The organism is Erysipelothrix urinaevulpis (genome assembly GCF_009828835.1).
In the GTDB taxonomy this organism is placed as follows: domain Bacteria; phylum Bacillota_I; class Bacilli_A; order Erysipelotrichales; family Erysipelotrichaceae; genus Erysipelothrix; species Erysipelothrix urinaevulpis.
Genome location: NZ_WTTB01000002.1, coordinates 74,436 through 96,245 on the forward strand (window position 1 = coordinate 74,436; position 21,810 = coordinate 96,245).

Sequence of the window (21,810 nt, forward strand, 5' to 3'; positions counted from 1 at the left end):
CATTAATCCTATAATCTACTGATGTACACTGTTGAAGCGATATTCGTTGGGACAACTTTGTGCAAAACCCTATTTTTCTAACAAGCAGGGTTTTATTTCTTGACAATTCTGAATGCTTAACGTTATAATTGTATTTGCAAATGATTCGCAAGTGGAGGTTAAGTATGAAGAAAAGATTGTTAATAATTTTAGTTTTACTCTTATTTTTAAGTGCTTGTTCAAAAAAAGAAAATCATGATGTTGTGACAAGTTTCTTTCCAATTCAAAGTATGGTAGAGATGATAACGGGTGAACCTGTTAATGTTATATTAGATGGAACAGGCGATGCGCACGATTTTGAACCAACCGCAAAACAAAGAGCAATGATTTTAGAATCAAAGTTATTTATTTATAATGGTGGAGGTTTTGAATTTTGGTTTGAAGACGATATGGTCAGCAATGGGAAAGCACTCGCATTGAGTGAATCCTTAGAGTTGTTGGAGAGTAATCATGATCACGAGCATGACCACGACCATGGCGATCATGATCCTCATGTATGGCTTGATCCTCATCATGGAAAATCGATGTTTAACCAAATCTATGAAGCATTGATCGTCCTTCATCCAGATCAAAAAGAAGTGTATACAAAAAATTATGAAATGCATCGTCAACGTTTGGAAGAGATCATCGTAAATTATGAGGCATTATATGATGTTGAACACAAAGAATTTGTTGTTGATCATCATGCTTATGAGTATTTAGCCCATCGATATGGTTTACAGCAAGAAGCAATTATTGAAGGAATCAGTGATGGAGATGCCAGTTTCAAACAAACGGAACGAGCTATTAAAATGATCAACGAAAAAAATGTCAATGCAATTTTTGTCGATCCTTCCCATAAAAATGATGTCATTAAACTGGTTGAAAAAGAAACAGGTGCTCAAATTTTAGATTTGTATACCATTGAAAAAGCAGTAGAGGATAAAACATATTTTGATCTGTTAGAATACAATTTAGAGCAATTACTTGAAGGGTTGATGTAAGATGATTGAAATAAAAAATATGAGCTTTTCTTATCCAGATATGACTATTTTTTCTTCGGTTAATTTAAAAATTGAAGCGGGTGACTTTGTCGCGATTGTTGGTGCTAATGGTAGTGGCAAGTCGACCTTATTAAATTTAATGTTAGGATTTTTAAAAGCACAAGAAGGAACCATTAAACTTCTAGGACAACCAATCGAAGATTTTAATCAATATGCCAAGATTGGTACCGTATTTCAAGGTGGACTGACTAAAAGTCAAGGGTTTCCAGCAACAGCTCTAGAAGTGGTCATGTTAAAGGCTAAGTCCATGAACAAACAAGCGCGAAAGGATGCTTTAGCGTCTTTAGATCATGTCGGTTTGAAAGATATTGCGCATAAAAAAATTTCTAATTTATCAGGCGGGCAATTGCAACGGGTCTATATTGCTCGCGAACTTATGTATGAACCTGAAGTCTTATTTTTAGATGAACCAACAACAGGTTTAGATAAAACTTCGACTCAAGAACTCATGGAACTTTTAGCACATCTCAATGAAGTGCATAAAATGACCATCGTTATGGTAACTCATCAATCTTATGATGAATCATTAAAAGTGTTAGAAGTTGTTGATGCAGGAATTATAGAAAAAGGGTGAGTGTTAATGTTTCAATATGATTTTGTAAGAACGGCATTTATTGTGGGTGGGTTTTTGGCTCTAATTTTGCCTTTATTAGGTGTCACAGTGGTCTTAAAGCGTTTATCAATGATTGGGGACGCTTTATCACATGTTGCTCTGAGTGGTGTTTCACTGGGGTTGATTTTAGGGTTTAATCCTTTGGTAGGCGCCATCGTAATTTCCTTAGTCGCTGCCTTAAGTATCAACACGATTCAAAAACATCTCGGGTCTTATCAAGAACTCGCGATCGCCATTATTATGTCATTTGGCATTGGGTTGTCAGGGGTTTTATTAGGATTTGTTAATAATCCTAATAATTTTAATGCTTATTTATTTGGTTCAATTGTAAGCATCAACCAAAGTGATAACCTTGTCTCTATTGCTTTGTCCATTTTAGTTATTGGTATCGCAATTCGCTATTATCGAGAATTCTTTTTTATAGCGTTTGATGAGAAATCAGCGAAATTATCAGGAATATCAATTAATAAAATGAATTTCATCTTTCTTTTCTTAACGGCAATTACTGTTGCAATTGGATCTCGTGTAGTGGGTGCACTTGTGGTGTCCTCCTTGATGGTTTTACCCGTTGCTTTAGCGATGAGAGTGTCAAAAAGCTATAAAACAACCGTTCTTTATTCGATGATATTTTCCCTTATCTTTATGTGGTTAGGTTTAACGTTATCATATTATTTTGATTTAAGACCAGGCGGAACCATTGTGTTAACGGCAGTTGCAGGGTATCTGATCTCGTTTTTATTTGTTCGTAACAAATAAATGATAACTCAATCAATGACTATAATTATGCTATAGTTAAAGATGGTGATAGACAATGAAAAAAACTGGTTTCAAAATAACAGTGATCGCAATTCTCTTAGGGTTTTTACTGATGATTACCCCTTACATCCGTCCAAAGTCCTTAACCTTTGAACAAAAAGAAGTCATTGATAAAAAACTAAGTGATTTAGAGTATAAAGGTGAGCAGGTTTATTTAGTGAGTGATCCCAATGAAGCCTTTCAGGTTCGTTTAGCGATGATACAAAATGCGAAAGAACGAATTGTTCTATCAAGCTATATTATTCATGAAGGGGACACAACAACCGCAATTTACTCTGAATTAATTAAAGCAGCCGATCGTGGCGTCAAGGTGACACTTTTAACGGACTATAAATTAGGAGGAACACGAAACAAGACAGGTAAAGCACTTGCAAGTCATCCTAACATCAATAGTTACACCTACAACCCACTTTCTTTATTTAAGATAAGGTCTTGGCAATCAGTTCATCATGAGAAATACCTTGTGGTTGATGGGGACTACGCTTTAGTGGGGGGACGAAATATTGGTGATAAATACTTTACAAAGACAAAGGACCTTAAAACTGTTTCGGATTTGGATGTCTTAGTGATCTCTGAACATGGTTTTGCAAACGCACTTCATGACTATGCGAATAACTTCATCGGAAATTCTGAAATTAAACAGATCAATACGAAGCAAAAGCGCGCCTATGAAAAACAGAAAAATATTTGGCGCAAACAATTAAATTCAAGCTACAGTTTAGATAATTATATTTTAAAGGCAGGCACTGCGGACTTAACATTCCTTACAAATCCAATGATCCCCACGGAAACCCAAGGGTATATTGGCTATGCACTGACTCAGCTCGCAGCGAATACAAATGATAAAGTAGTTGTACAAACACCCTATGCAACAGCGCATAAAGATAGTCTAAGGATCCTTAAAGATTTAACAGATCAAGGTGTCAGTGTTCAATTTTTAACGAATTCAATCGCTTCGTCTGCTAATTATCCTGCTTTTTCAAATTATTATAAAAACAAAGAAAAGTTCTTAAAGACTAAGATTGATATTTATGAATACCAAAGCGATGGTGGGCATTCAATCCACACCAAAGCCTATCAATTCGATGATATTTTAGTTATTGGTTCATTTAATTTAGATGATCGTAGTTTTTTTGTTAACACTGAAATGGTGCTGATTGTTCGATCAGACGCACTCAATAAACAATATAATGATGTCATCCATGAGCAACTCGAACAATCCTTTGCTCTAAGTGGTGATAAAAGTATTGCGGGTAAGGACCAGGAAGTCCATGTATCGTGGTTCAAGCGATTTATGATGACGGTGAGTTCGGTCTTTTCTAGAATTTTCTCATTTTTAATTTAAAATTAAAACACTTTTCTTGACAACAGCGAGAAGGTTGATTATTATGAACGATGTAACATATATGTTAAATTTATTTGGAGGACCCATTATGAAAAAATCATGTTGTTGTAAAATCATAAACAATAAATATAACCTTACAGGTGATTTTTAGCCTGCAACTTTCGAATGTCAAAATTTAAACAATTGAGTGTCGAGAGACACTTTTTTTTATGCTCAAAATAGGAGGAAAGCATGAATTATTTACCCATTATCGCTTTATTATCGACTGTCTTAGTGTTTTATGGTTTGTATGGATTAAAAAAGAAATATCACTTGTCATTTGCGAAACGCACCTTTATCGCAATGGCGTTTGGATTACTAATTGGTATAATTTTTAAAGGGAATGTTGAGTATGTCAGTGTATTTGGACGGATTTATTCCCGATTAATTTCATCCGTTGTTGTTCCGTTATTGTTTTTCAGTATTATTGCAAGCATTGCATCAGTTAATAACCTCAATCGCCTCAAGTCTTTAGGTGTACGATCAGTTTTTTGGTTGCTTCTCAATGCCTTGTTAGCAGGAATTCTTACTGTTCTTGTCACCACACAAATAAAGTTTGGTTCAAGTTTTAACTTAGACTTACCCAGTGATTATGTGGCTCGTGAGGTTCCCACATTTATCGATACAATCATAAGTTTCTTTCCAAGTAATATCGTCTTGCATGCCGCAGAGAATCAAATCATCCCAATGATACTCTTTTCGGTGCTCATGGGTATTGCGTTGGTAAAGCTCAATACAGCGAATCAAGATAAAGCGATGCCTGTTTTACAGTTTTTTGAGTCAATGAACCATTTAATCAATGAGTTCGTCAAAATTATTATTAAATTGACCCCCTATGCAGTGGTTGCTTACATTGCATCAGTGCCAAGCCGATTTTCAGGAAATGAAATCAGTTCTTTATTTTTAGTCATCCTGGTTGGTTATGGTCTTAGCTTCTTTCAAGCATTTATCATACATGGTGTCTTAGTGAAATTGTTTGCTAAAATGAGTCCAGTGAAATTTTTTAAGGGGATTTATCCTGCACAACTTGTTGCTTTCACATCTCAAAGTAGTGTTGGTACAGTACCGGTTGTGATTGACCAGTTAAGCCAAGACCTTGAGGTTGATGGTGATATTGCCTCATTTGTTGCTGGTCTTGGAGCAAATGTTGGCATGCCAGCATGTACAGCAATTTGGCCCATTATGTTAGCGGTGTTTACAGTGTATTCGTTCAATATCCCATTTACAAGTTTACAATTTGCTATGTTAATTGTTTATGCTGTCATCGTCTCGTTTGGTACGGCCGGTGTACCAGGAACTGCTACAATTGCAGCCACTGCCGTTTTAACAGCAGCTGGATTACCATTAGAAATAATTTTCATTTTTGCTCCGATTTCAAGTTTGGTCGATATGGCCCGTACAATGGCTAATGTCACCGGATCAGCAACTGCAGCAGTGATTGTTAATTATAAAGAAACTAAATTTGATTAACTTAGTGTTGACAAATGAAAAGATATGCGTAATAATGTAAAAAAGCGATGAAAAGAAAAGTAAATCTATGAAAATTTTACAGAGAGTTCTGATTGGGTGAGACAGAATGAATGGAAGTAGATTGAAAATGGTCTTGGAGCTGTATAAGTGAGACAAGTGTTTAGCTTATATCGGGTACACCCGTTACAGTGTTAGAGTATGATTGTACTCGATAAGGTTATTTGTCGTGAGGCAGATAATAAATTAAGGTGGTAACATGAGCACGCTCATCCTTAGGGATAGCGTGCTTTTTATATTTCATGAAAGAAGGAGGAAAATGAAATGAAAAAAATACTATCGGTTTTCTTGGTTTTATTGATTGTAAGTGGATGTGGTGCAAAAAAAGGTGATGACGATAAAATTATTAAGGTCACCGCAACGGCATTACCCCATGCAGAAATTTTGAAACAGGTTGTTGAGCCTTTAAAAAATGAAGGTTACACACTCGAAATTAATGTGGTGGATGATTACAAAATTCCCAATACATTATTAGATGATGGAACAATTGATGCGAACTACTTCCAACATATTCCATACTTAAGTGATTTCAACAAACAGGCAAACAGTGATTTACAATGGGCTTTAAAAGTTCATTATGAACCCATCGCAATTTATGCAGGTAAAAAAGATACTTTGGATGCTGTGAAAGAAGGGGATACCGTCTTGGTTCCAGATGATCCAACAAACTTACCACGTGCACTAAGCTTACTTGAAGAACTGGGATGGATTGAATTAACAGGCGAAAAATTACGCTTAAAAGACATTGCTGTCAATCACTATAATTTAGATATTAAAGAAATTCAAGCAGACAATATTACACCTCTAATCGATGATGCAGACTATGCAATCATTAATGGAAACTATGCTTTAGCTGCAGATATTACTCAAAGAGGGTTGCAAGCAGAAAGTATTTCGCAAGAGAAAGTTGACGAAATCGTGAATGTGATTGCGGTGCGGAAAGATGATTTAGAATCCGATAAGACCAAGGCGTTAATCAAAGCGTTTAGCGATCCGAAAGTCAAAACATTTATTGAAGAAAAGTATGCACCATCTGTCATTAGTACTCTAGATTAGGATAATGTTTAAATCTCTTTAACTTAATGAGGAAGGAGGGATTTAATGAGTTCATCAGTTATTGGATATCTCGTTTTAGCCGCTGGTGTTGTAACCGTGTATCGCTTATTAACATCACGATCTGGACGAATTCAAGTCCGCGGCTTTAGAGCTTCTTGGTCACGTTAATGAAAATTCGTGAAATACCCAAAGCACTTCGACCCCGTGAAAAAGCATTGGCTTATGGCTTAACGTGCTTAAGTGACCATGAATTACTTGCGCTTTTAATTCGCACTGGTACCAAACGAAAGTCAGCCATTGATGTGGCGGCCGAAGTTTTGCTTAAAAGCAATGGACTGGGTGGTCTTCCGCAAATGAGTGCATTTGATTTGATGGGAATTGACGGAATAAAAGAGGCGAAGTCATTAGAGATTTGTGCGATTATGGAGATGAGTCGACGGATATTTCGCTACAAACATAAAGAAAACATTAGCTTGGAAAATCCTAAGTCATTGGTCAAGTGGTTAAATTCTGAAATCGGATTTGAAAACCAGGAACATTTTATCGCTGTATTTCTCAATCATCAACTTAAAATTTTGGGTCATAAACTTCTCTTTAAAGGAACGGTGGATAAAAGCCTTGTCCACCCTCGTGATTTATTTCGAGAGGCAGTCCGATTCAATGCGAGTTGCATGATTCTTGTGCATAATCATCCGGGTAAAACGATGCGAGCAAGTTCAGCAGATTTAGAAACCACTAAAGCTTTAGTTAGTGCAGCACAACTCTTAGATTTGCATATATTAGATCATATTATTGTTAGTTTTGGTGATTTTATTTCACTACGACAAATGCATCCTGAGATATTTAAAGAATCATAAACCACGATTGAGTGATTAATCGTGGTTTTTAAATGCCTAATATTCAAGCAATGTGAAAATTACGTTAAAGAGACCCAACAAACACGCCAAAGTCACTTGTTTTATTTGTATCTTAGAGCAATAATTCGTATAATATAGAAGGTGATTAAATGAAGCAAAAAAGTAGATTGCAAAAATTTCTAGCAACGGTCTTAATTGTACTAATTATTTCTGTTTTAGGTATGGGTGTTATTAAAAGGACGAGTTATTATGAAAGTGCTGACCGGAACTTTTTTAGTTTCATTTCAATGCTTCGTTATGGACTGGTTGATTATCCTGTTGAGACTCTTGGCAGTATTGCAAGTGACAGTGCAACGATGTGGGATGTTCGTTATGAAAATGATATGCTGCGTCGTGAACTTGAAGGTATTCATCATTGGAAAGCTCGAGTTCAAGAACTTGAAAATGAATTAGAAGAACTCAAAGAAATGAACGAACTTCAGTCCCTTTATTCAGATTATACCTTGATTAACGGACAAATTAGAGCTCGAAGCCTTGAACAATGGGATCAAGTCGTGAGCATTGATTTAGGCAGTAAACAAGGGGTTGAAGTTGGCGATGGTGTGGTCAGTAATCAAGGGTTAGTTGGACGAGTTATCAAAGTTCAACAAGACTCTTCATTAGTATCTTTGTTGACAGCCAATAATGAATACAGTGAAGTATCCGTTAAAATTCAAATTAATGATAAACAAACTGTACCTGGAATTTTGACGAGTTATGATACAAGTGAAAACTTATTCTCCATTAAACTCTTGGAATCAAGAAGTACGATAACTGAAGATATGGTCGTGACGACCTCGGGTCAAGGTGGGGTTTATCCAAGTGGCTTGTATGTTGGTAAAGTTAAGTCAATCAAAAAAGTTCCAGACAGTGTCGGTGTCATTGTTTATATGGAATCAGAGCAAAGTTTTCATAACTTAAGATACATATCGGTGGTGAAAAAACCATGAGATATATACGTTTTATGCACTTTGCCTTTATTGTTTGTCTATTAATGGTTGATACGGTCATTGCAGGTGTTGTGAATAGTTTAAATATTGGTAATATTACCTTTGTGAGTAACTTGGCTTTTTTAGGGTTAATCTTGTTAATTCAAACCGATACTTCCAAAGAGAGTGTGATAAAAGCTTCGCTTTTATCAATGTGGATGGATTTGAATCATATTAATTCATTTCCAATCTTTTTTGTTTCCTATGTGTTGACTGTTCTACTGATGAGAATATGGCAACGACAAATTGGTGGAAATATTGTTGAATTTGCAATTATCGCAATCGTAGCACTCTTTATAAAGGAATCATTAACCTTTATTCTCATTACGAATCTTAATAATATTCATATGACCTATCTTGATTTTATAGGACAAAGGATGTTTTGGGTCATTATTATTAATGCCTTGTTTGTTTACCCACTGCTTGAATTTTATAAAAAAATTCACAGTATTATTTTAAACAAGACACAGGATTTACGAACCTATTAATATGATATAATGAAAAGAAAGTAAAGAGGTGAATTGATGACGCCAGTTCAAAAACTTATTAAAAGATTTAAAGAAACATTCAGTTTAGATAATATTTTGCCTGTCATACTATTTATGGTCTTAATCGTACTATTGTCGATTACGTGGCCAATCTGGTCTGATTTATTTTCTAAAATAAAAATTATTCTTTTACCATTTGTTATCGGATTTATCCTTGCTTATATATTGCGTCCGATTGCAGTATTTTTCGAAAAGTATAAAATCCCACGAGCACTTTCTGTGTTTGTAACAATAATTGGTTTTTTAGCCTTAATTGTTCTTTTATTTTCCCTCATCTTACCCTCGATGTATGATGATATGATGCAGTTTGCTACAACCATTATCGATGGAATTCAAAAACTTTATGATTATTATAAAGGTGGGAATGCGGCCAGTACACCGTTGATGGATTCACTCTTTAAACAAGCACTTGATAGCATGGATAAAATCGTTGGATCAGTGTCTAATTTACCGGCCATGGCTTCAGTATTTATTGGGAAAATATTCTCAGCTTTAACCCTAGCGATGTTCTCGTTTGTCATTGGAATTTATTTTATTTTTGATTATGAAAAAATAAGTTCGTCTGTGATGAAAAAAGCACATTGGGTTTCTCCGAAGCTGTCTGCAAGCATTCGGGTGGTTGATCAATCAGTGAGTTCATATTTGCGAAGTTTCGCAATCATTATGCCAATTATTGCTATTGAATATTCATTGATGTATTTCTTGTTAGGTCATAATTATGCTCTGATTTTGGGTGTTCTTACAGCACTTTCGCTTTTGATACCTTATATTGGACCAATGATCGTTCATGCAATTGGTGTTTTAACGGCACTGAGTATGCCGACAAGTAAAATCGTCATCTTGATTGTGATGTTAATGGTCCTATCAAATATTGATGGCTATGTGACATCGCCCCTTATTTATTCAAAACGAAATAAAGTTGAACCATTATGGTCCTTGTTTGCTTTCTTTGCTGCAAGTACAATGTTTGGGTTTGTCGGTGTTTTAATCTCAATGCCTCTGTATTTATCAATTCGATCATTACTTGAACTAAAATCGATGAATTGGGATCTTGAAAAATATGAAGAAAGTAGGCTATCATGAAAAAGAAATTATTAAGCATTATGACGTTATTTGTATTACTAGGCTCCTTGAGTGCTTGTGTTCCAAAACCACTCAATATTGTTGTCAGTAACTATCCTTTAGAATTCTTATTTGAACGCATTGCCGGTGATACCGTTAATGTCACCAATATTTCTGAGGGTGGTATTGTACAAACTTCGCAAATCAGTAAAGACTATGAGAAGATATTTAAAGAAGCAAATGTCATGTTCTACATTAATGAACTTGACCCATATTTTCCATTATATCTAAAGGACTTTGATGAAAGTAAAATAAAGAAAATTGATTTATCTGAACGTTCATCATTGTATCCATTTAAACGATTTACCACGGTGGTTTCAGGTGATCAAGAAGCCTTAATTGAATCGGAGTATTATGATGGTGAAGAATTTAAATCTGTAGATAAATATGAGCAAGATCCAATCTTATGGATGGATCCGATTGCGATGACATCTATGGCACGAACGATCAAAGACTATTTAGTTAAAGAAAGACCCGATCACGCTAAATTATACAAGTCCAACTTTGAAGCTCTTGAAGTGGAATTAACGCGACTACAAGCAGATTTTCAAAAACTAAGAGATGAAGATTATGGCATCGCATTTGCGACAATGACCCCAAGTTTTGGAAACTGGCAACGAAGCTTCAATGTGGGTGTGTATCCTATAACATTGTCGAAGTATGGTGTTTTACCCAGTGATGAACAACTTGAGATTATTCGTAATCGAATCATGATGGATGATGTTAAGTACATTGCTTATGAAGACAATCTACCAGACGATTACATCAAGTTGTTTAATCAATTAAAAACTGAATTAGAATTGAAGCAAATTAATTTGAGTAATTTATTTAAATTAACTGAAGAAGACAAAAAAGATAAGTATGATTACATCGATAAAATGTATCAAAATTTAGAAACCCTTGAGGCTATGACAAAAGAGCAATAAGGGTTTTTGTCACGAGAAATAAGAAAGAAGGAAACTATGAAGAAAATATTATTGTTGGATGGTAATTCAATGTTGTTTAGAGCTTATTATGGAACGTTGTCACGCGGACACATGCGTTCTAAAGAGGGTCATGTAACCAATGCAGTCTATGGTTTTTCAACCATGCTCAATAAAGCCATTGAAATTATGGAACCCAGTCACATTGTTGTTGCATTTGATACGAAAGATAAGACATTTAGACATGATTTATTCGAAGACTACAAAGGAACCAGAAAAGAAGTTGATCCTGAACTTGTCTCCCAATTTGAATTAGTCCGAGAGTTTTTAGATGAGTACCCAGTTAAACGTATTGAGTTATCAGGCTATGAAGCGGATGATTTAATTGGGACCATTTCAAAAATGTTTCCAAACGATAAAATTGAAATTTTAACATCTGATCAAGATATGTTACAACTCATCGATGAACATGTTGATGTTGTTTTGATGAAAAAAGGATTAACAAATCTACAGGTTATGAATCCAACAACCATGCTAGAGGAAAAAGGTTATCGTCCTGATCAAGTGGTTGATATTAAAGCGTTGATGGGGGATGCGAGTGATAATATACCTGGAGTCCCTTCTATCGGTGAAAAAACAGCGTTGAAATTAATCAATCAATACGAAAGTTTTGAAGGTGTTTACAATCATGCAGACGAAGTTAAAGGAAAAATGGGGGAGAAACTTCGTGAATTTGAAGATCAAGCAAGACTTTCTTATCAACTAGCAAAAATAAATTGCGAGGTCCCCATTGAATTTGACATTGATGATTACCTCTATGAAAAACCATCTGAAACCTTGAATGCGTTTTATCGACGTTACGACATGAACTCATTGATTGTTGAAGATACAATCGTTGATAAAGATGAAAAAATTGAATTAATGGAGTCAACACTTGACAAAACATGGTTAAATCATCCGACATCCCTCATTATGGATGTCGATAAAAAAGGTGAATTGAACGGTGCTTATCTTGCAGCAAACAATAAAAGCTGTTATTTAAATTATCTAGAAATGACGTCGTCATCACTTTTCCATGAGATATTAGCAACAAATCCACTGATTACATTGCACTCCAAACATTTATATCGATTTGCTTTAGAATACCAGCTAAGCCTTAACTCAAGCATCGAAGATGTATTGCTTTTAGCGTTTATTATTGATCCATCCATCACAACCTTGGCTCGTCTTCAAGATGAGTACGAATTTTGGTTTCATGAATTTGAGGGTGATCAAAAAGGATTGGCGATGGTTACCCAACTTCAAGGTCTTTATGAAACGATGTCAATGAAAGCTAAAGAGGATGATTTAACATCTCTTTATGACGATATAGAAAAACCATTAACAAGTGTTTTGGCGTTATCTGAGCATTATGGAATTCATGTTGATTTAAATGTTCTTGATGAAATTGCAGATAAAACAGCGGCAAAAATTGCTGATTTAACCGATGAAATCTATCGATTAGCCGGCACAGAATTTAATGTAAATTCACCGAAGCAATTAGCAGAAATCCTCTTCGATACGCTTGAACTTCCAATGGTAAAAAAACGATCAACTGCCGTTGCTGTTTTAGAAGAATTAGAAGACAAGCATCCAATTATTACACCCATACTGGACTACCGTAAATATCAAAAGCTGTATTCAACTTATGCCCATGGCTTAAAGAAATATGTTCAAAGTGATGGTAAAATACATACAACCTTCAATCAACACGCGACCCAAACTGGTCGTTTATCGTCCTCGGATCCAAATTTACAAAATATTTCCGTTCGAGATGAAGAAACACGCCAAATTCGACGTGCTTTTGTTGCATCGGATGATTCTTATCTTGTTTCAATCGATTACTCTCAAATTGAGTTACGTGTTTTAGCGTTTCTGGCCCGTGAAGAAAAAATGATTGAAGCCTTTAATGCTGATCTTGACATCCATACAAAAACAGCGCAGGAAATTTTTATGGCTGAGTCTGTTGATTCAGAAATGCGACGTCAAGCAAAAAGTATTAATTTTGGGATTGTTTATGGCATGAGTCCTTATGGTTTGAGTAAACAGTTAGATATTCCAATCAAACAAGCATCAGAATTTATCAAAGCGTATAACGATGTTTATCCTGGAATTCAAGGCTATATGGATACGTTAGTTGAATCATGTAAAAAAGAAGGCTATGTCACAACTCATTTTGGACGTCGTCGTTATATCCCAGAAATATATAGCAGTAATCGTGCCAATGCTCAATTTGGAGAACGGGCAGCGATGAATGCACCCATCCAAGGAACCGCTGCCGATATTATTAAAATGGCAATGATTAAAACAGCTAAAATTATCGAAGATAAAGGCTTTAAATCACGAATGATTCTTCAGGTTCATGATGAGCTTGTCTTTGATGTTTTAGAATCAGAAAAAGATGAATTTATTGAATTAATGGTTGACGCGATGGAAACGATCGTTGATTGGGATGTTAAAATGAAAGTCTCAGTCAGTGTTGGTAAAAATTGGATGGAAGATCTTAATGCCTGAATTACCAGAAGTTGAAACCATTGTACGAACACTTGAACGATCTTTATTAAATGAAACAATTTTAGGTATTGAATTTTTATACCCTGATTTATTGGAACAAAATTCAAGCTATGATTTAAAGGTTTTACAAGGAAAAACCTTCACTAAATTTGACCGTCGTGGTAAATACTTGATTTTTGAATTCGATCATTCTCTTTACTGGGTTCTTCATTTAAGAATGGAAGGGAAATTTCACTTATATCAAGAAAATATTAAACCGACCAAACACACCCATCTCATCATCCAAACAACCCGTCATTGGATTCATTATTTAGATGTTAGAAAGTTTTCAAGAATGGCGGTTGTGGATGATTTAGATTCGTATATGAAGACAAAAAACTTAGGGTTAGAACCTTTTGATTCAAACTTAACACCAGACTACCTCAAAGAAAAAATGGGGAAGAGTGGACGCAGTCTCAAAACAATGCTGTTGGATCAAAGTATTGTGAGTGGCATTGGAAACATCTATGCTGATGAAATATTATTTGCTACAAAACTTCATCCTTTAAGAAAAGGCCCATCACTCAAAATGCGTGATTATCGTGCTCTCTGTGAAGAAATCCCCAAAATACTTGAAGCAGCAATTTTGCAAGGTGGAACAACGATTCGTTCGTACACCTCTGCATTAAATGTGAATGGACTCTTCCAAGTCTCTTTGAAAGCATATGGTCAAAAGGGTGAACCTTGTGTTGAATGTCAAACAACGATGGAAGCCATTAAAGTGAGCGGTAGAACGACTGTATTTTGTAAGAGGTGTCAGAAATGATTATAGGAATAACAGGAACAATGGCGGCAGGAAAAAGTTCTGTCAGTCAAATAATTAAAGATGCTGGGTTTACATTTTATGATACGGATAAAATGGTTCATGATTACTATAATCAAACAGGAAGTTTGTATCACGAAATCATCGATTTGCTAGGAAATGACATCGTCAATGAAAATGGTGATTTAAATCGAAAGAAAATCGCTGAAATTGTCTTCTCCAATCAAGACAAACTCAAACAATTAGAAGCTTTGGTTTTCCCACAAGTTATGCAGGATATTCAACGTCTATCAAAGAATCAATCCCTCATATTTTTTGAGGTTCCACTCTTATATGAAGCAGGATATTCCGATTTTTTCGATAAGGTGATTGTTGTCGATGCTGATGAATCACTCAGAATCAAACGTGCTGTTGCAAAAGGGATACCTGAAGATGAAGTCATAGCCAGAATGGCACGTCAAATGAGTGCTCAAGAAAAAAGGGAGCGTGGTGACTACTTGATTGAAAATAATCATAGTCTCACCGAACTAGAAGAAGAAGTTAGAGATGTCTTGGAGATTATTAAATTAGAAAGGAGCAAAGAATGGATTCAAATTTCATAAAAGTTCAATCTGGCTTTGATTTATCGTCAGAAGAATACGAGAGTTTGATTGTTTTATATCAACCCTTATTCGCTTACCCGGCCATGCCACTTTATCTGACACTTTTTCAGTTTTCGAAAATTTCTGATAAAGTTTGTGTTGATGAACTGAAACGTACTTTACAAATTTCTTTAGAGGAAAGTGTTCAATGGCGAAAAGAATTGGAACGCTTTGGTTTAATTCGAACATTCAAAGGCGATGTTGAAGAAATTATGCTTGTGAAGCCGCTTGCTCCGTTTGATTTCTTTCAACACTCAACCTATGCACGTTTATTCTCTATTGTCATGGGGTCCAAGAAATTTATTGATTTATCCCATCGTTACCGTAAAGAACCTTTGAAAAATAGAGAAGAAATTAGCGAGAGTTTTGATTTAAATCGATTAGCAATTTGGGATGAAACGTTGGAACAAAGCTTTAATAAACATGATACTGGTCAAACAACTGTGTCATATGATGTGGATGGATTTTTTAAGCGAATTTCCATACGCTTATTCCCAATGGAATTACGAACCGAAGCAACACGCGGTCTTATCAGTGAAATGGCAACCATGTATCAATTAAATTTTTCAGATTTACGTGCTGCACTTTTTTCTGCGACAAACTTTGAAACAAAAGTATTCAATGAGAAAAAGTTCCGCTATTCCATTGAGCGTCAATTTGGAACGATGAAACCTGATGATGTCGAAGATATTTATCAACTCGATCCAATCAGTTTCTTAAAACATATTCAAGGCTATGACTATGTCGGGACAGCAGACAAGAATTTAATTCAATCTCTTATCAAAAATTTTGGGTTTAAATCTGAAGTTATCAACGTCTTAATTGAGTATGTCCTTAAGAGCAATGATAATAACTTAGTAAGAGCTTATGTTGAAAAAATCGCTTCAGTTTGGAAACGAGACAAGATTAGCACGAAAGAAGAAGCTCTTGCACTGATAGAAAAACCTGTGTTTGAGAAGTCATCAGGAAAAAATAAAACGATAAAGCATCATACAGCCATGCCAAGCTATTCGGAGTATATTGAAATTGATGAAGATGTTGATGGACTCCAAAGTGAGTTTGAAGCATTTATTAAGAAAGGATAAATTCTATGAGCCTAAAACATATTAAATTTGAATTAAGTGAAGAACAACTAAAACGTCGCGATGAAGAAGCGGTGTTTTATGCAAAAGAACCAGAAATTAAACAATTTTTAATTGATACTGGTTGTCCTTATGAAACCTATGTTAATCATTTACCAAAATTCAAGCGGTGGTTAAAAGCAAAACGTGAAGCCTATGGATTAAGCAAAGAAGAGTTGGAAAAAGATGTTCGTAAAGGTGAGTACTTAGGGCTTGAGTATGATGAGAATTTAGATATGATCTTTGAGGTTGTGATGCGTGTTGAATTAGCCAAGGACATTGAAGAAGAACAATTGTTTTTAAAACGTTATCAAGTGTTTCCATTACCTGAATCCTTACGCAAAGCGACATTTCAATCCATTGACTTACAAAAAGAAAAACAAAATCCAGCATATATTAAAGTGTTGGTTGAATTAGCGAAGTTTGTTGAGGATGATGAATTAGGTTACTTTTTATATGGGAATTTAGGTGTTGGAAAAAGTTATTTGGCAGCGTGTGTCAGTAACCAGATGGCCAAAGAAGGAAAACGTGTTGCTTATGTCCATGTTCCAAGTTTATTTAATCACTTAAAGCAACAATTTGGAAATAATAAGCAGCAAGAACAAACCCTTGATACCTTAAGAAAAGCAAGTTTGTTAGTGCTTGATGATTTAGGGGCTGAGCCGATAACACCATGGGGTCGTGATGAGGTGCTTCTGTCGATTTTGAATGATCGTTTGGAGAATAAACGAAAGACAATTATTACATCAAACTATAAACCTGAAATGTTAAAGGACCTCTATCGAGTTGATACAAGAGGGGTTTCTGATGAAATTAGAGCGTCACGATTAGTGGATAGAATCCTCTCGCTCACAAAGTCTTATGAAATCGCAGGAAAGAACCGTCGACATCAATAAAAACAAGTAAAAATATAAGACAAAATAGCAATATAATGGTATGATAGTTCGTAGAGGTGAATTATGAAGAGAATTGGTATATTGACATCAGGTGGTGATGCACCTGGGATGAATGCCGCGATCCGTTCTGTGGTTCGTTCTGGTTTGTCTCAGGGGATTGAGGTTTTTGGTATTTATGATGGATACCAAGGATTAGTCGAGGATAAAATAAGACAGTTAGATCGTGGTGATGTGAGCGACATTATCATACAAGGGGGAACTGTTTTAGGAAGTGCTCGTTTGGAAGAATTTAAGTTGTTAGAAATTCGCCAAAAAGCAATTGAAAATCTGAAGAAACATGAGATTGAAGGCTTAGTCGTAATCGGTGGGGATGGAAGCTACCGTGGCGCCTTAGCGCTTCATGAAATGGGCGTGCCATGTATCGGTGTTCCAGCAACAATCGATAATGATATTGCATCAACAGAATATTCAATTGGGTTTGATACTGCTTTAAATACAGTGATTGACAATGTTGACAAATTAAGGGATACGTCAAGTTCTCATCATCGTTGTTCAGTCATTGAAGTAATGGGTAATCGTTGTGGTGATTTAGCGATTTATGCTGGGATTACAACGGGTGCTGAATTGATTATAACCAAGGAAACGGGTTATGATGAAATGGAAGTACTTGAACGTCTTCAACATATTGAAGAGTCAAAGAAAAAACGTCATGCAATGGTTATTATCAGTGAAAAGATAACAGACGTTGAATTGCTTGCAGAGAAAATTTCAAGACATACAAATTTCTCGGGTCGTTCAACTGTGCTTGGTCATATCCAACGAGGTGGATCACCGACAGCAAGAGATCGAATTCTTGCTACGCAGTTTGGAGATCGAGCTGTCCAGTTACTTTTAAATGATGTGAGTGGTCAATGTGTTGCTGTAAATCATGGTGAAATTGTTTCGATTGATTTACCAGAAGCCTTGAAGATACCGCGTCGTTCTAGAAAAGATTTATTTGAGTTACACGAACGTTTAGTTTAATTAGGAGGAAATCATTAATGCATGATATTAAAAAAACAAAAATAGTTTGTACAATAGGACCTGCTTCTGAAAGTCCAGAAATGATTGAAGCATTGGCTAAAGAAGGAATGAATATTGTCCGCTTTAACTTCTCACATGATGTTCAAGAAAATCATTTGAGAAGAATGAATACAGTTCGCGAAGTCAGTGATCGTATTGGCATCAACTTAGGAATCTTACTTGATACCAAAGGACCAGAAATTCGTACAGGATTAATTGAAAACAGTGGTGTTGAATTTGAAACAGGCGATATCGTTCGTATTGGATTTGATATGGACTTAGTTGGTAACAAGGAACGTTTCGCTATTTCTGTGCCAGAAGTTTATGATGATGTTGATGTCAATGACCATATCTTGGTTGATGATGGTTTAGTGACCTTAACAGTTATTGAAAAAGAAGAAAAAGAATTAGTGTGTCGTGTTGAAAACCCAGGACCAGTTAAAGACCGTAAAGGAATTAACATTCCAGGGGTTGTCTTATCGATGCCATTTATGTCAGAGAAAGATGCAAACGATATTCGTTTTGGCGCACAAAACGGAGCCGATTTCATTGCTGCATCATTTGTTCGTCGTGGAAGCGATATTGAAGAAATTCGTGCAATCTTAAAAGAAGAAGGCGCTGAAGAAACTCAAATTATTGCGAAAATTGAAAACCAAGAAGGATTCAATAATGTTGAAGAAATCTTGATGGTTGCGGATGGAATTATGGTTGCTCGTGGAGACTTAGGGGTTGAAGTTGCAACTCACTTAGTTCCAATTTACCAAAAGAAAATGATCGAAACAGCGAACCGTTTAGGAAAACCTGTTATCACAGCAACACATATGTTAGAATCAATGCAAAAAAATCCACGTCCTACACGTGCTGAAGCCAGTGATGTTGCGAACGCAATCTTAGATGGAACTGATGCAATTATGTTGTCAGGTGAATCAGCAGTTGGAGATTATCCAATTGAAGCAGTTCGTGTTATGAATGAAATTTCACGTGCAATGGAAGGAATTATTCCTTACCGTGAGCGTTTAGAACATTCAATTTCAAGTTCAAAACGTACAATCCAAGATTCAATTGGAATGTCAATTGCTGAAACAGCTCTAAACTTAGATGATGTTGAAGCCGTTGTTGCCTTTACACAAAGTGGTTCAACTGCACGTCGTATTTCAAAATACCGTCCAAATGTTCCAGTTATCGCTGTCACATTTGATCGCGCTGTTCAACGTCGTCTTGAAGCACATTGGGGCGTTATTCCTGTGTATTCAGACATTGTCAACGAAATGACAAACGATGATGATATCGCATCAACATTTGCGAAAACATTTGGAATTGAAAAAGGTAAAAAGATCATTATTGCAGCTGGTTACCCAAGTGGTATGGGTGCGACAAACTTAATGAAAATTATTGAAGTAAAATAAACAAATAAGGAGACATATCATGAAGTATTACTTAGCAATCGATTTGGGTGGGACAAATGTAAGGGTTGCAGTTGTCTCGCCTCAAGGTGATGTCGTTGAGGAAATTAAGCGTCCTTCACGTGCATCCGAAGGACCGACTATTGTTTTGGACAATATAATTGATATGGCACAATCGCTCAAGTTATTGAGCGATTGTCTTGCAATTGGGATGGGATTACCCGGACCAGTTGACACGAAAAAGGGCTGTATCACTCTCTCAACCAATCTTAACGGATTCACTGGTTTTCCAGTTGCCGCTTACTTAAAAGAACGTTTGAATTTACCGGTTTATATGGATAATGATGCGAATGTAGCGGGTCTTGCTGAAGCTGTCTTTGGTGCAGGAAAAGGTAATGATGTTGTTTATTACTTAACGCACTCAACAGGAATAGGTGGAGCGCTTGTTGTTAATGGTAAAGTTGTATCTGGACGTAAAGGGTATGCAGGAGAGATTGGGAATATTATTATTGATCGTGATCGCGCATCCTATGCTCACATCAACAATCTAAAAGTAGGGGCAGTTGAGAATGAAGCGAGTGGATCAGCAATGGTTCGAAAAGCAAAACAAGAACTGGATGATTCCATTGTTTCGGCTGGAGAAATTTTTAAACTTGCTGAAGAAGGCAATGACAAAGCTCAACATTTACTTGATGAGATGACCCTTGATATGGGAATGCTTCTTCAAGCAATTGCTCATGTATGTGATCCAGATATTTTTGTAATGGGTGGTGGGGTGACCAAATCAAAAGATAAGTATTGGCCACAAATGATTGCTCATTATAGCGATTTAGTCCATGACGATATGCGAGATACACCGTTTGTTCAAGCAGAACTTGCAGAGCCTGGAATTATTGGAGCTGCAGCACTATGCATGGCAATGGAAAAGGGGAATTAAGATGACAAAATTAGAAAAATATGCACAATTAGCTGTTCGTAAAGGCGTTAATGTGCAAAAAGGGCAAACACTTTTAATTAATGTTAAAGCTGAACATTACGAATTTGCTAGAATGTTAGCAAAAGAAGCGTATGAAGCGGGTGCTAAAAAAGTCGTTATCAAATTTAATGATGATATTATTGGCAAAATGCATGTTGATTATCAAGATATTGATACTTTAACAACCATGCCTCAATGGCTCATTGATGAATATGATGATTATCTTGAAGATGATTTATGTCGTTTATCAGTTTATGCTCCTTCACCTGGCTTAATGGCTGATACAGATGAAAACAAGTTGGCTGCACTCAATAAAGCTCAAGGTGAAGCACTTAAGCGTGTTCGTGAATATACAATGGCTAACCGTGGTCAATGGTCTCTTGTATCGTTACCAACAAAAGAATGGGCGGCCGTTGTATTCCCAGAAATGGCGATTGATTTAGCGTATGACAAATTATTGGATTCAATTCTCTATTCAGTTCGTATTGATGATGACAATGATCCAATTGAAGAATGGGATAAGCATAACAAACGCCTTGCTTACCAAAATAATCTTCTCAATGACTTAAATTTCAAATCACTTCATTTTAAAAACGATTTAGGTACTGATATTGTTGTTGGTTTAGTTAAAGATCATATTTGGGCAGGTGGAGAAGAAACATCGGAAAAAGGCTATACGTTTAATCCGAATATGCCAACCGAAGAATCATTCACAATGCCAGACAGAATGAATGTGAATGGCGTTGTATACAGTACAAAACCGCTTAATTATAATGGTAAACTTATTGATGAGTTCTGGTTAAAATTTGAAAATGGTCGTGTTGTTGATTTTGATGCTAAACAATCAAAAGAAACGTTACAATCACTTTTAGATACAGATGAAGGAAGTCGTCATATCGGAGAAATTGCTTTAATTTCTCATGATTCACCAATTTCAAACCTGAATATTTTATTCTTTAACACACTATTTGATGAGAATGCCTCATGCCACATGGCTTTGGGACGTGCTTATCCGATGAATATCAAAGGTGGGTTAGAGATGACTCAAGAAGAGTTGCTTGCTCATAATTCCAATGATTCAATCAATCATGAGGACTTTATGTTTGGTTCAAGTGATATGAAAATTGTTGGACTTAAACAAGATGGTGATGAAGTTATTGTCTTTGAAAACGGTAATTTTGTTATTTAACTTGTATTATTGTTTAAAATATTGTATAAAGTAATAGAAGAAGCGTTGAAAAGGATATGAAATCTAAAGTTTGAAAAGAGAGGGTAACGGCTGGTGAAAGTTACTTGTAAAACTTTTTATTTTACCACCTTGGAGCTTGGTCTAATCAACCACGTATGCTGGCGATAACAGCAATGAAGCGCATGATTTTTAATCATGAACTAAGGTGGTA

Annotated in this window: 21 protein-coding genes and 2 other annotated features (1 of these 23 cut by a window edge); all 21 genes read left to right on the forward strand. The window is 35.8% G+C overall.

Annotated elements, in window-relative coordinates:
- Positions 1–164 precede the first annotated feature (164 nt).
- Positions 165–1,022, forward strand: coding sequence for a metal ABC transporter substrate-binding protein (locus GVV10_RS02395; protein WP_159519224.1), 858 nt, complete (start codon positions 165–167; stop codon positions 1,020–1,022).
- Between the two features lies 1 nt (position 1,023).
- Entirely contained in the window at positions 1,024–1,656 is a 633-nt protein-coding gene (locus GVV10_RS02400) for a metal ABC transporter ATP-binding protein (RefSeq protein WP_159519226.1), read from the forward strand.
- Between the two features lie 6 nt (positions 1,657–1,662).
- On the forward strand, positions 1,663–2,451 hold the full coding sequence (locus GVV10_RS02405; protein ID WP_159519228.1) for a metal ABC transporter permease: 789 nt from the start codon (positions 1,663–1,665) through the stop codon (positions 2,449–2,451).
- A gap of 55 nt (positions 2,452–2,506) precedes the next feature.
- Complete coding sequence (locus tag GVV10_RS02410) at positions 2,507–3,856, forward strand: phospholipase D-like domain-containing protein (RefSeq protein WP_159519230.1); 1,350 nt, start codon at positions 2,507–2,509, stop codon at positions 3,854–3,856.
- A 231-nt stretch (positions 3,857–4,087) separates the two neighbouring features.
- On the forward strand, positions 4,088–5,365 hold the full coding sequence (locus GVV10_RS02415; protein ID WP_159519232.1) for a dicarboxylate/amino acid:cation symporter: 1,278 nt from the start codon (positions 4,088–4,090) through the stop codon (positions 5,363–5,365).
- A 38-nt stretch (positions 5,366–5,403) separates the two neighbouring features.
- Positions 5,404–5,642, forward strand: a binding site (T-box leader).
- Between the two features lie 44 nt (positions 5,643–5,686).
- Positions 5,687–6,478 carry a MetQ/NlpA family ABC transporter substrate-binding protein gene (locus GVV10_RS02420; RefSeq protein WP_159519234.1) on the forward strand — a complete coding sequence of 264 codons (792 nt, stop codon included), beginning with the start codon at positions 5,687–5,689 and terminating at the stop codon, positions 6,476–6,478.
- Between the two features lie 45 nt (positions 6,479–6,523).
- Positions 6,524–6,646, forward strand: a complete 123-nt coding sequence (locus GVV10_RS09535; protein WP_268892246.1) for a hypothetical protein — start codon at positions 6,524–6,526, stop codon at positions 6,644–6,646.
- Positions 6,646–7,335, forward strand: a complete 690-nt coding sequence (gene radC / locus GVV10_RS02425) for a RadC family protein (RefSeq protein ID WP_159519236.1) — start codon at positions 6,646–6,648, stop codon at positions 7,333–7,335. Before GVV10_RS09535 ends, radC begins: the two co-directional genes overlap by 1 nt.
- Positions 7,336–7,484: 149 nt before the next feature.
- The gene (gene mreC / locus GVV10_RS02430) at positions 7,485–8,324 is read left to right on the forward strand and encodes a rod shape-determining protein MreC (RefSeq protein WP_159519238.1); all 840 of its coding nucleotides are present in this window, start codon (positions 7,485–7,487) and stop codon (positions 8,322–8,324) included.
- On the forward strand, positions 8,321–8,851 hold the full coding sequence (locus GVV10_RS02435) for a hypothetical protein (protein WP_159519240.1): 531 nt from the start codon (positions 8,321–8,323) through the stop codon (positions 8,849–8,851). The genes mreC and GVV10_RS02435 overlap by 4 nt, the downstream gene beginning before the upstream one ends.
- A 36-nt stretch (positions 8,852–8,887) precedes the next feature.
- Positions 8,888–9,994: an AI-2E family transporter gene (locus GVV10_RS02440; protein WP_159519242.1), complete on the forward strand. Its 1,107-nt coding sequence runs from the start codon at positions 8,888–8,890 to the stop codon at positions 9,992–9,994.
- A complete protein-coding gene (locus GVV10_RS02445) occupies positions 9,991–10,959 on the forward strand; it encodes a metal ABC transporter substrate-binding protein (RefSeq protein ID WP_159519244.1) in 969 nt (322 codons plus the stop codon). Before GVV10_RS02440 ends, GVV10_RS02445 begins: the two co-directional genes overlap by 4 nt.
- 36 nt (positions 10,960–10,995) lie before the next feature.
- A complete protein-coding gene (gene polA, locus GVV10_RS02450) occupies positions 10,996–13,509 on the forward strand; it encodes a DNA polymerase I (RefSeq protein WP_159519246.1) in 2,514 nt (837 codons plus the stop codon).
- A complete protein-coding gene (mutM, locus tag GVV10_RS02455) occupies positions 13,502–14,314 on the forward strand; it encodes a bifunctional DNA-formamidopyrimidine glycosylase/DNA-(apurinic or apyrimidinic site) lyase (protein WP_159519248.1) in 813 nt (270 codons plus the stop codon). Before polA ends, mutM begins: the two co-directional genes overlap by 8 nt.
- Positions 14,311–14,913: a dephospho-CoA kinase gene (gene coaE / locus GVV10_RS02460; protein ID WP_159519251.1), complete on the forward strand. Its 603-nt coding sequence runs from the start codon at positions 14,311–14,313 to the stop codon at positions 14,911–14,913. Before mutM ends, coaE begins: the two co-directional genes overlap by 4 nt.
- Positions 14,895–16,037: a DnaD domain protein gene (locus GVV10_RS02465; RefSeq protein ID WP_159519253.1), complete on the forward strand. Its 1,143-nt coding sequence runs from the start codon at positions 14,895–14,897 to the stop codon at positions 16,035–16,037. Before coaE ends, GVV10_RS02465 begins: the two co-directional genes overlap by 19 nt.
- Positions 16,038–16,042: 5 nt before the next feature.
- A complete protein-coding gene (gene zapE, locus GVV10_RS02470; protein ID WP_159519255.1) occupies positions 16,043–16,969 on the forward strand; it encodes an AFG1/ZapE family ATPase in 927 nt (308 codons plus the stop codon).
- Between the two features lie 63 nt (positions 16,970–17,032).
- A complete protein-coding gene (pfkA, locus tag GVV10_RS02475; RefSeq protein ID WP_159519257.1) occupies positions 17,033–17,992 on the forward strand; it encodes a 6-phosphofructokinase in 960 nt (319 codons plus the stop codon).
- 17 nt (positions 17,993–18,009) lie between these two features.
- Positions 18,010–19,437, forward strand: a complete 1,428-nt coding sequence (gene pyk, locus GVV10_RS02480) for a pyruvate kinase (RefSeq protein ID WP_159519259.1) — start codon at positions 18,010–18,012, stop codon at positions 19,435–19,437.
- Positions 19,438–19,456: 19 nt separating this feature from the next.
- Positions 19,457–20,371, forward strand: coding sequence for an ROK family protein (locus tag GVV10_RS02485; protein WP_159519262.1), 915 nt, complete (start codon positions 19,457–19,459; stop codon positions 20,369–20,371).
- A gap of 1 nt (position 20,372) precedes the next feature.
- Complete coding sequence (locus GVV10_RS02490; protein WP_159519264.1) at positions 20,373–21,599, forward strand: aminopeptidase; 1,227 nt, start codon at positions 20,373–20,375, stop codon at positions 21,597–21,599.
- 36 nt (positions 21,600–21,635) lie between these two features.
- Positions 21,636–21,810: a binding site (T-box leader), on the forward strand; it runs 21 nt beyond the window's last position.

Bases quoted from the DNA above. Each gene is read 5' to 3' on its own strand.
- GVV10_RS02405 (WP_159519228.1), top strand. From the start codon at position 1,663: ATGTTTCAATATGATTTTGTAAGAACGGCATTTATTGTGGGTGGGTTT.
- mutM (WP_159519248.1), top strand. From the start codon at position 13,502: ATGCCTGAATTACCAGAAGTTGAAACCATTGTACGAACACTTGAACGA.
- zapE (WP_159519255.1), top strand. From the start codon at position 16,043: ATGAGCCTAAAACATATTAAATTTGAATTAAGTGAAGAACAACTAAAA.
- GVV10_RS09535 (WP_268892246.1), top strand. From the start codon at position 6,524: ATGAGTTCATCAGTTATTGGATATCTCGTTTTAGCCGCTGGTGTTGTA.
- radC (WP_159519236.1), top strand. From the start codon at position 6,646: ATGAAAATTCGTGAAATACCCAAAGCACTTCGACCCCGTGAAAAAGCA.
- pfkA (WP_159519257.1), top strand. From the start codon at position 17,033: ATGAAGAGAATTGGTATATTGACATCAGGTGGTGATGCACCTGGGATG.
- GVV10_RS02435 (WP_159519240.1), top strand. From the start codon at position 8,321: ATGAGATATATACGTTTTATGCACTTTGCCTTTATTGTTTGTCTATTA.
- GVV10_RS02440 (WP_159519242.1), top strand. From the start codon at position 8,888: ATGACGCCAGTTCAAAAACTTATTAAAAGATTTAAAGAAACATTCAGT.
- coaE (WP_159519251.1), top strand. From the start codon at position 14,311: ATGATTATAGGAATAACAGGAACAATGGCGGCAGGAAAAAGTTCTGTC.
- GVV10_RS02415 (WP_159519232.1), top strand. From the start codon at position 4,088: ATGAATTATTTACCCATTATCGCTTTATTATCGACTGTCTTAGTGTTT.
- pyk (WP_159519259.1), top strand. From the start codon at position 18,010: ATGCATGATATTAAAAAAACAAAAATAGTTTGTACAATAGGACCTGCT.
- GVV10_RS02490 (WP_159519264.1), top strand. From the start codon at position 20,373: ATGACAAAATTAGAAAAATATGCACAATTAGCTGTTCGTAAAGGCGTT.
- polA (WP_159519246.1), top strand. From the start codon at position 10,996: ATGAAGAAAATATTATTGTTGGATGGTAATTCAATGTTGTTTAGAGCT.
- GVV10_RS02465 (WP_159519253.1), top strand. From the start codon at position 14,895: ATGGATTCAAATTTCATAAAAGTTCAATCTGGCTTTGATTTATCGTCA.
- GVV10_RS02395 (WP_159519224.1), top strand. From the start codon at position 165: ATGAAGAAAAGATTGTTAATAATTTTAGTTTTACTCTTATTTTTAAGT.
- mreC (WP_159519238.1), top strand. From the start codon at position 7,485: ATGAAGCAAAAAAGTAGATTGCAAAAATTTCTAGCAACGGTCTTAATT.
- GVV10_RS02445 (WP_159519244.1), top strand. From the start codon at position 9,991: ATGAAAAAGAAATTATTAAGCATTATGACGTTATTTGTATTACTAGGC.
- GVV10_RS02485 (WP_159519262.1), top strand. From the start codon at position 19,457: ATGAAGTATTACTTAGCAATCGATTTGGGTGGGACAAATGTAAGGGTT.
- GVV10_RS02420 (WP_159519234.1), top strand. From the start codon at position 5,687: ATGAAAAAAATACTATCGGTTTTCTTGGTTTTATTGATTGTAAGTGGA.
- GVV10_RS02400 (WP_159519226.1), top strand. From the start codon at position 1,024: ATGATTGAAATAAAAAATATGAGCTTTTCTTATCCAGATATGACTATT.
- GVV10_RS02410 (WP_159519230.1), top strand. From the start codon at position 2,507: ATGAAAAAAACTGGTTTCAAAATAACAGTGATCGCAATTCTCTTAGGG.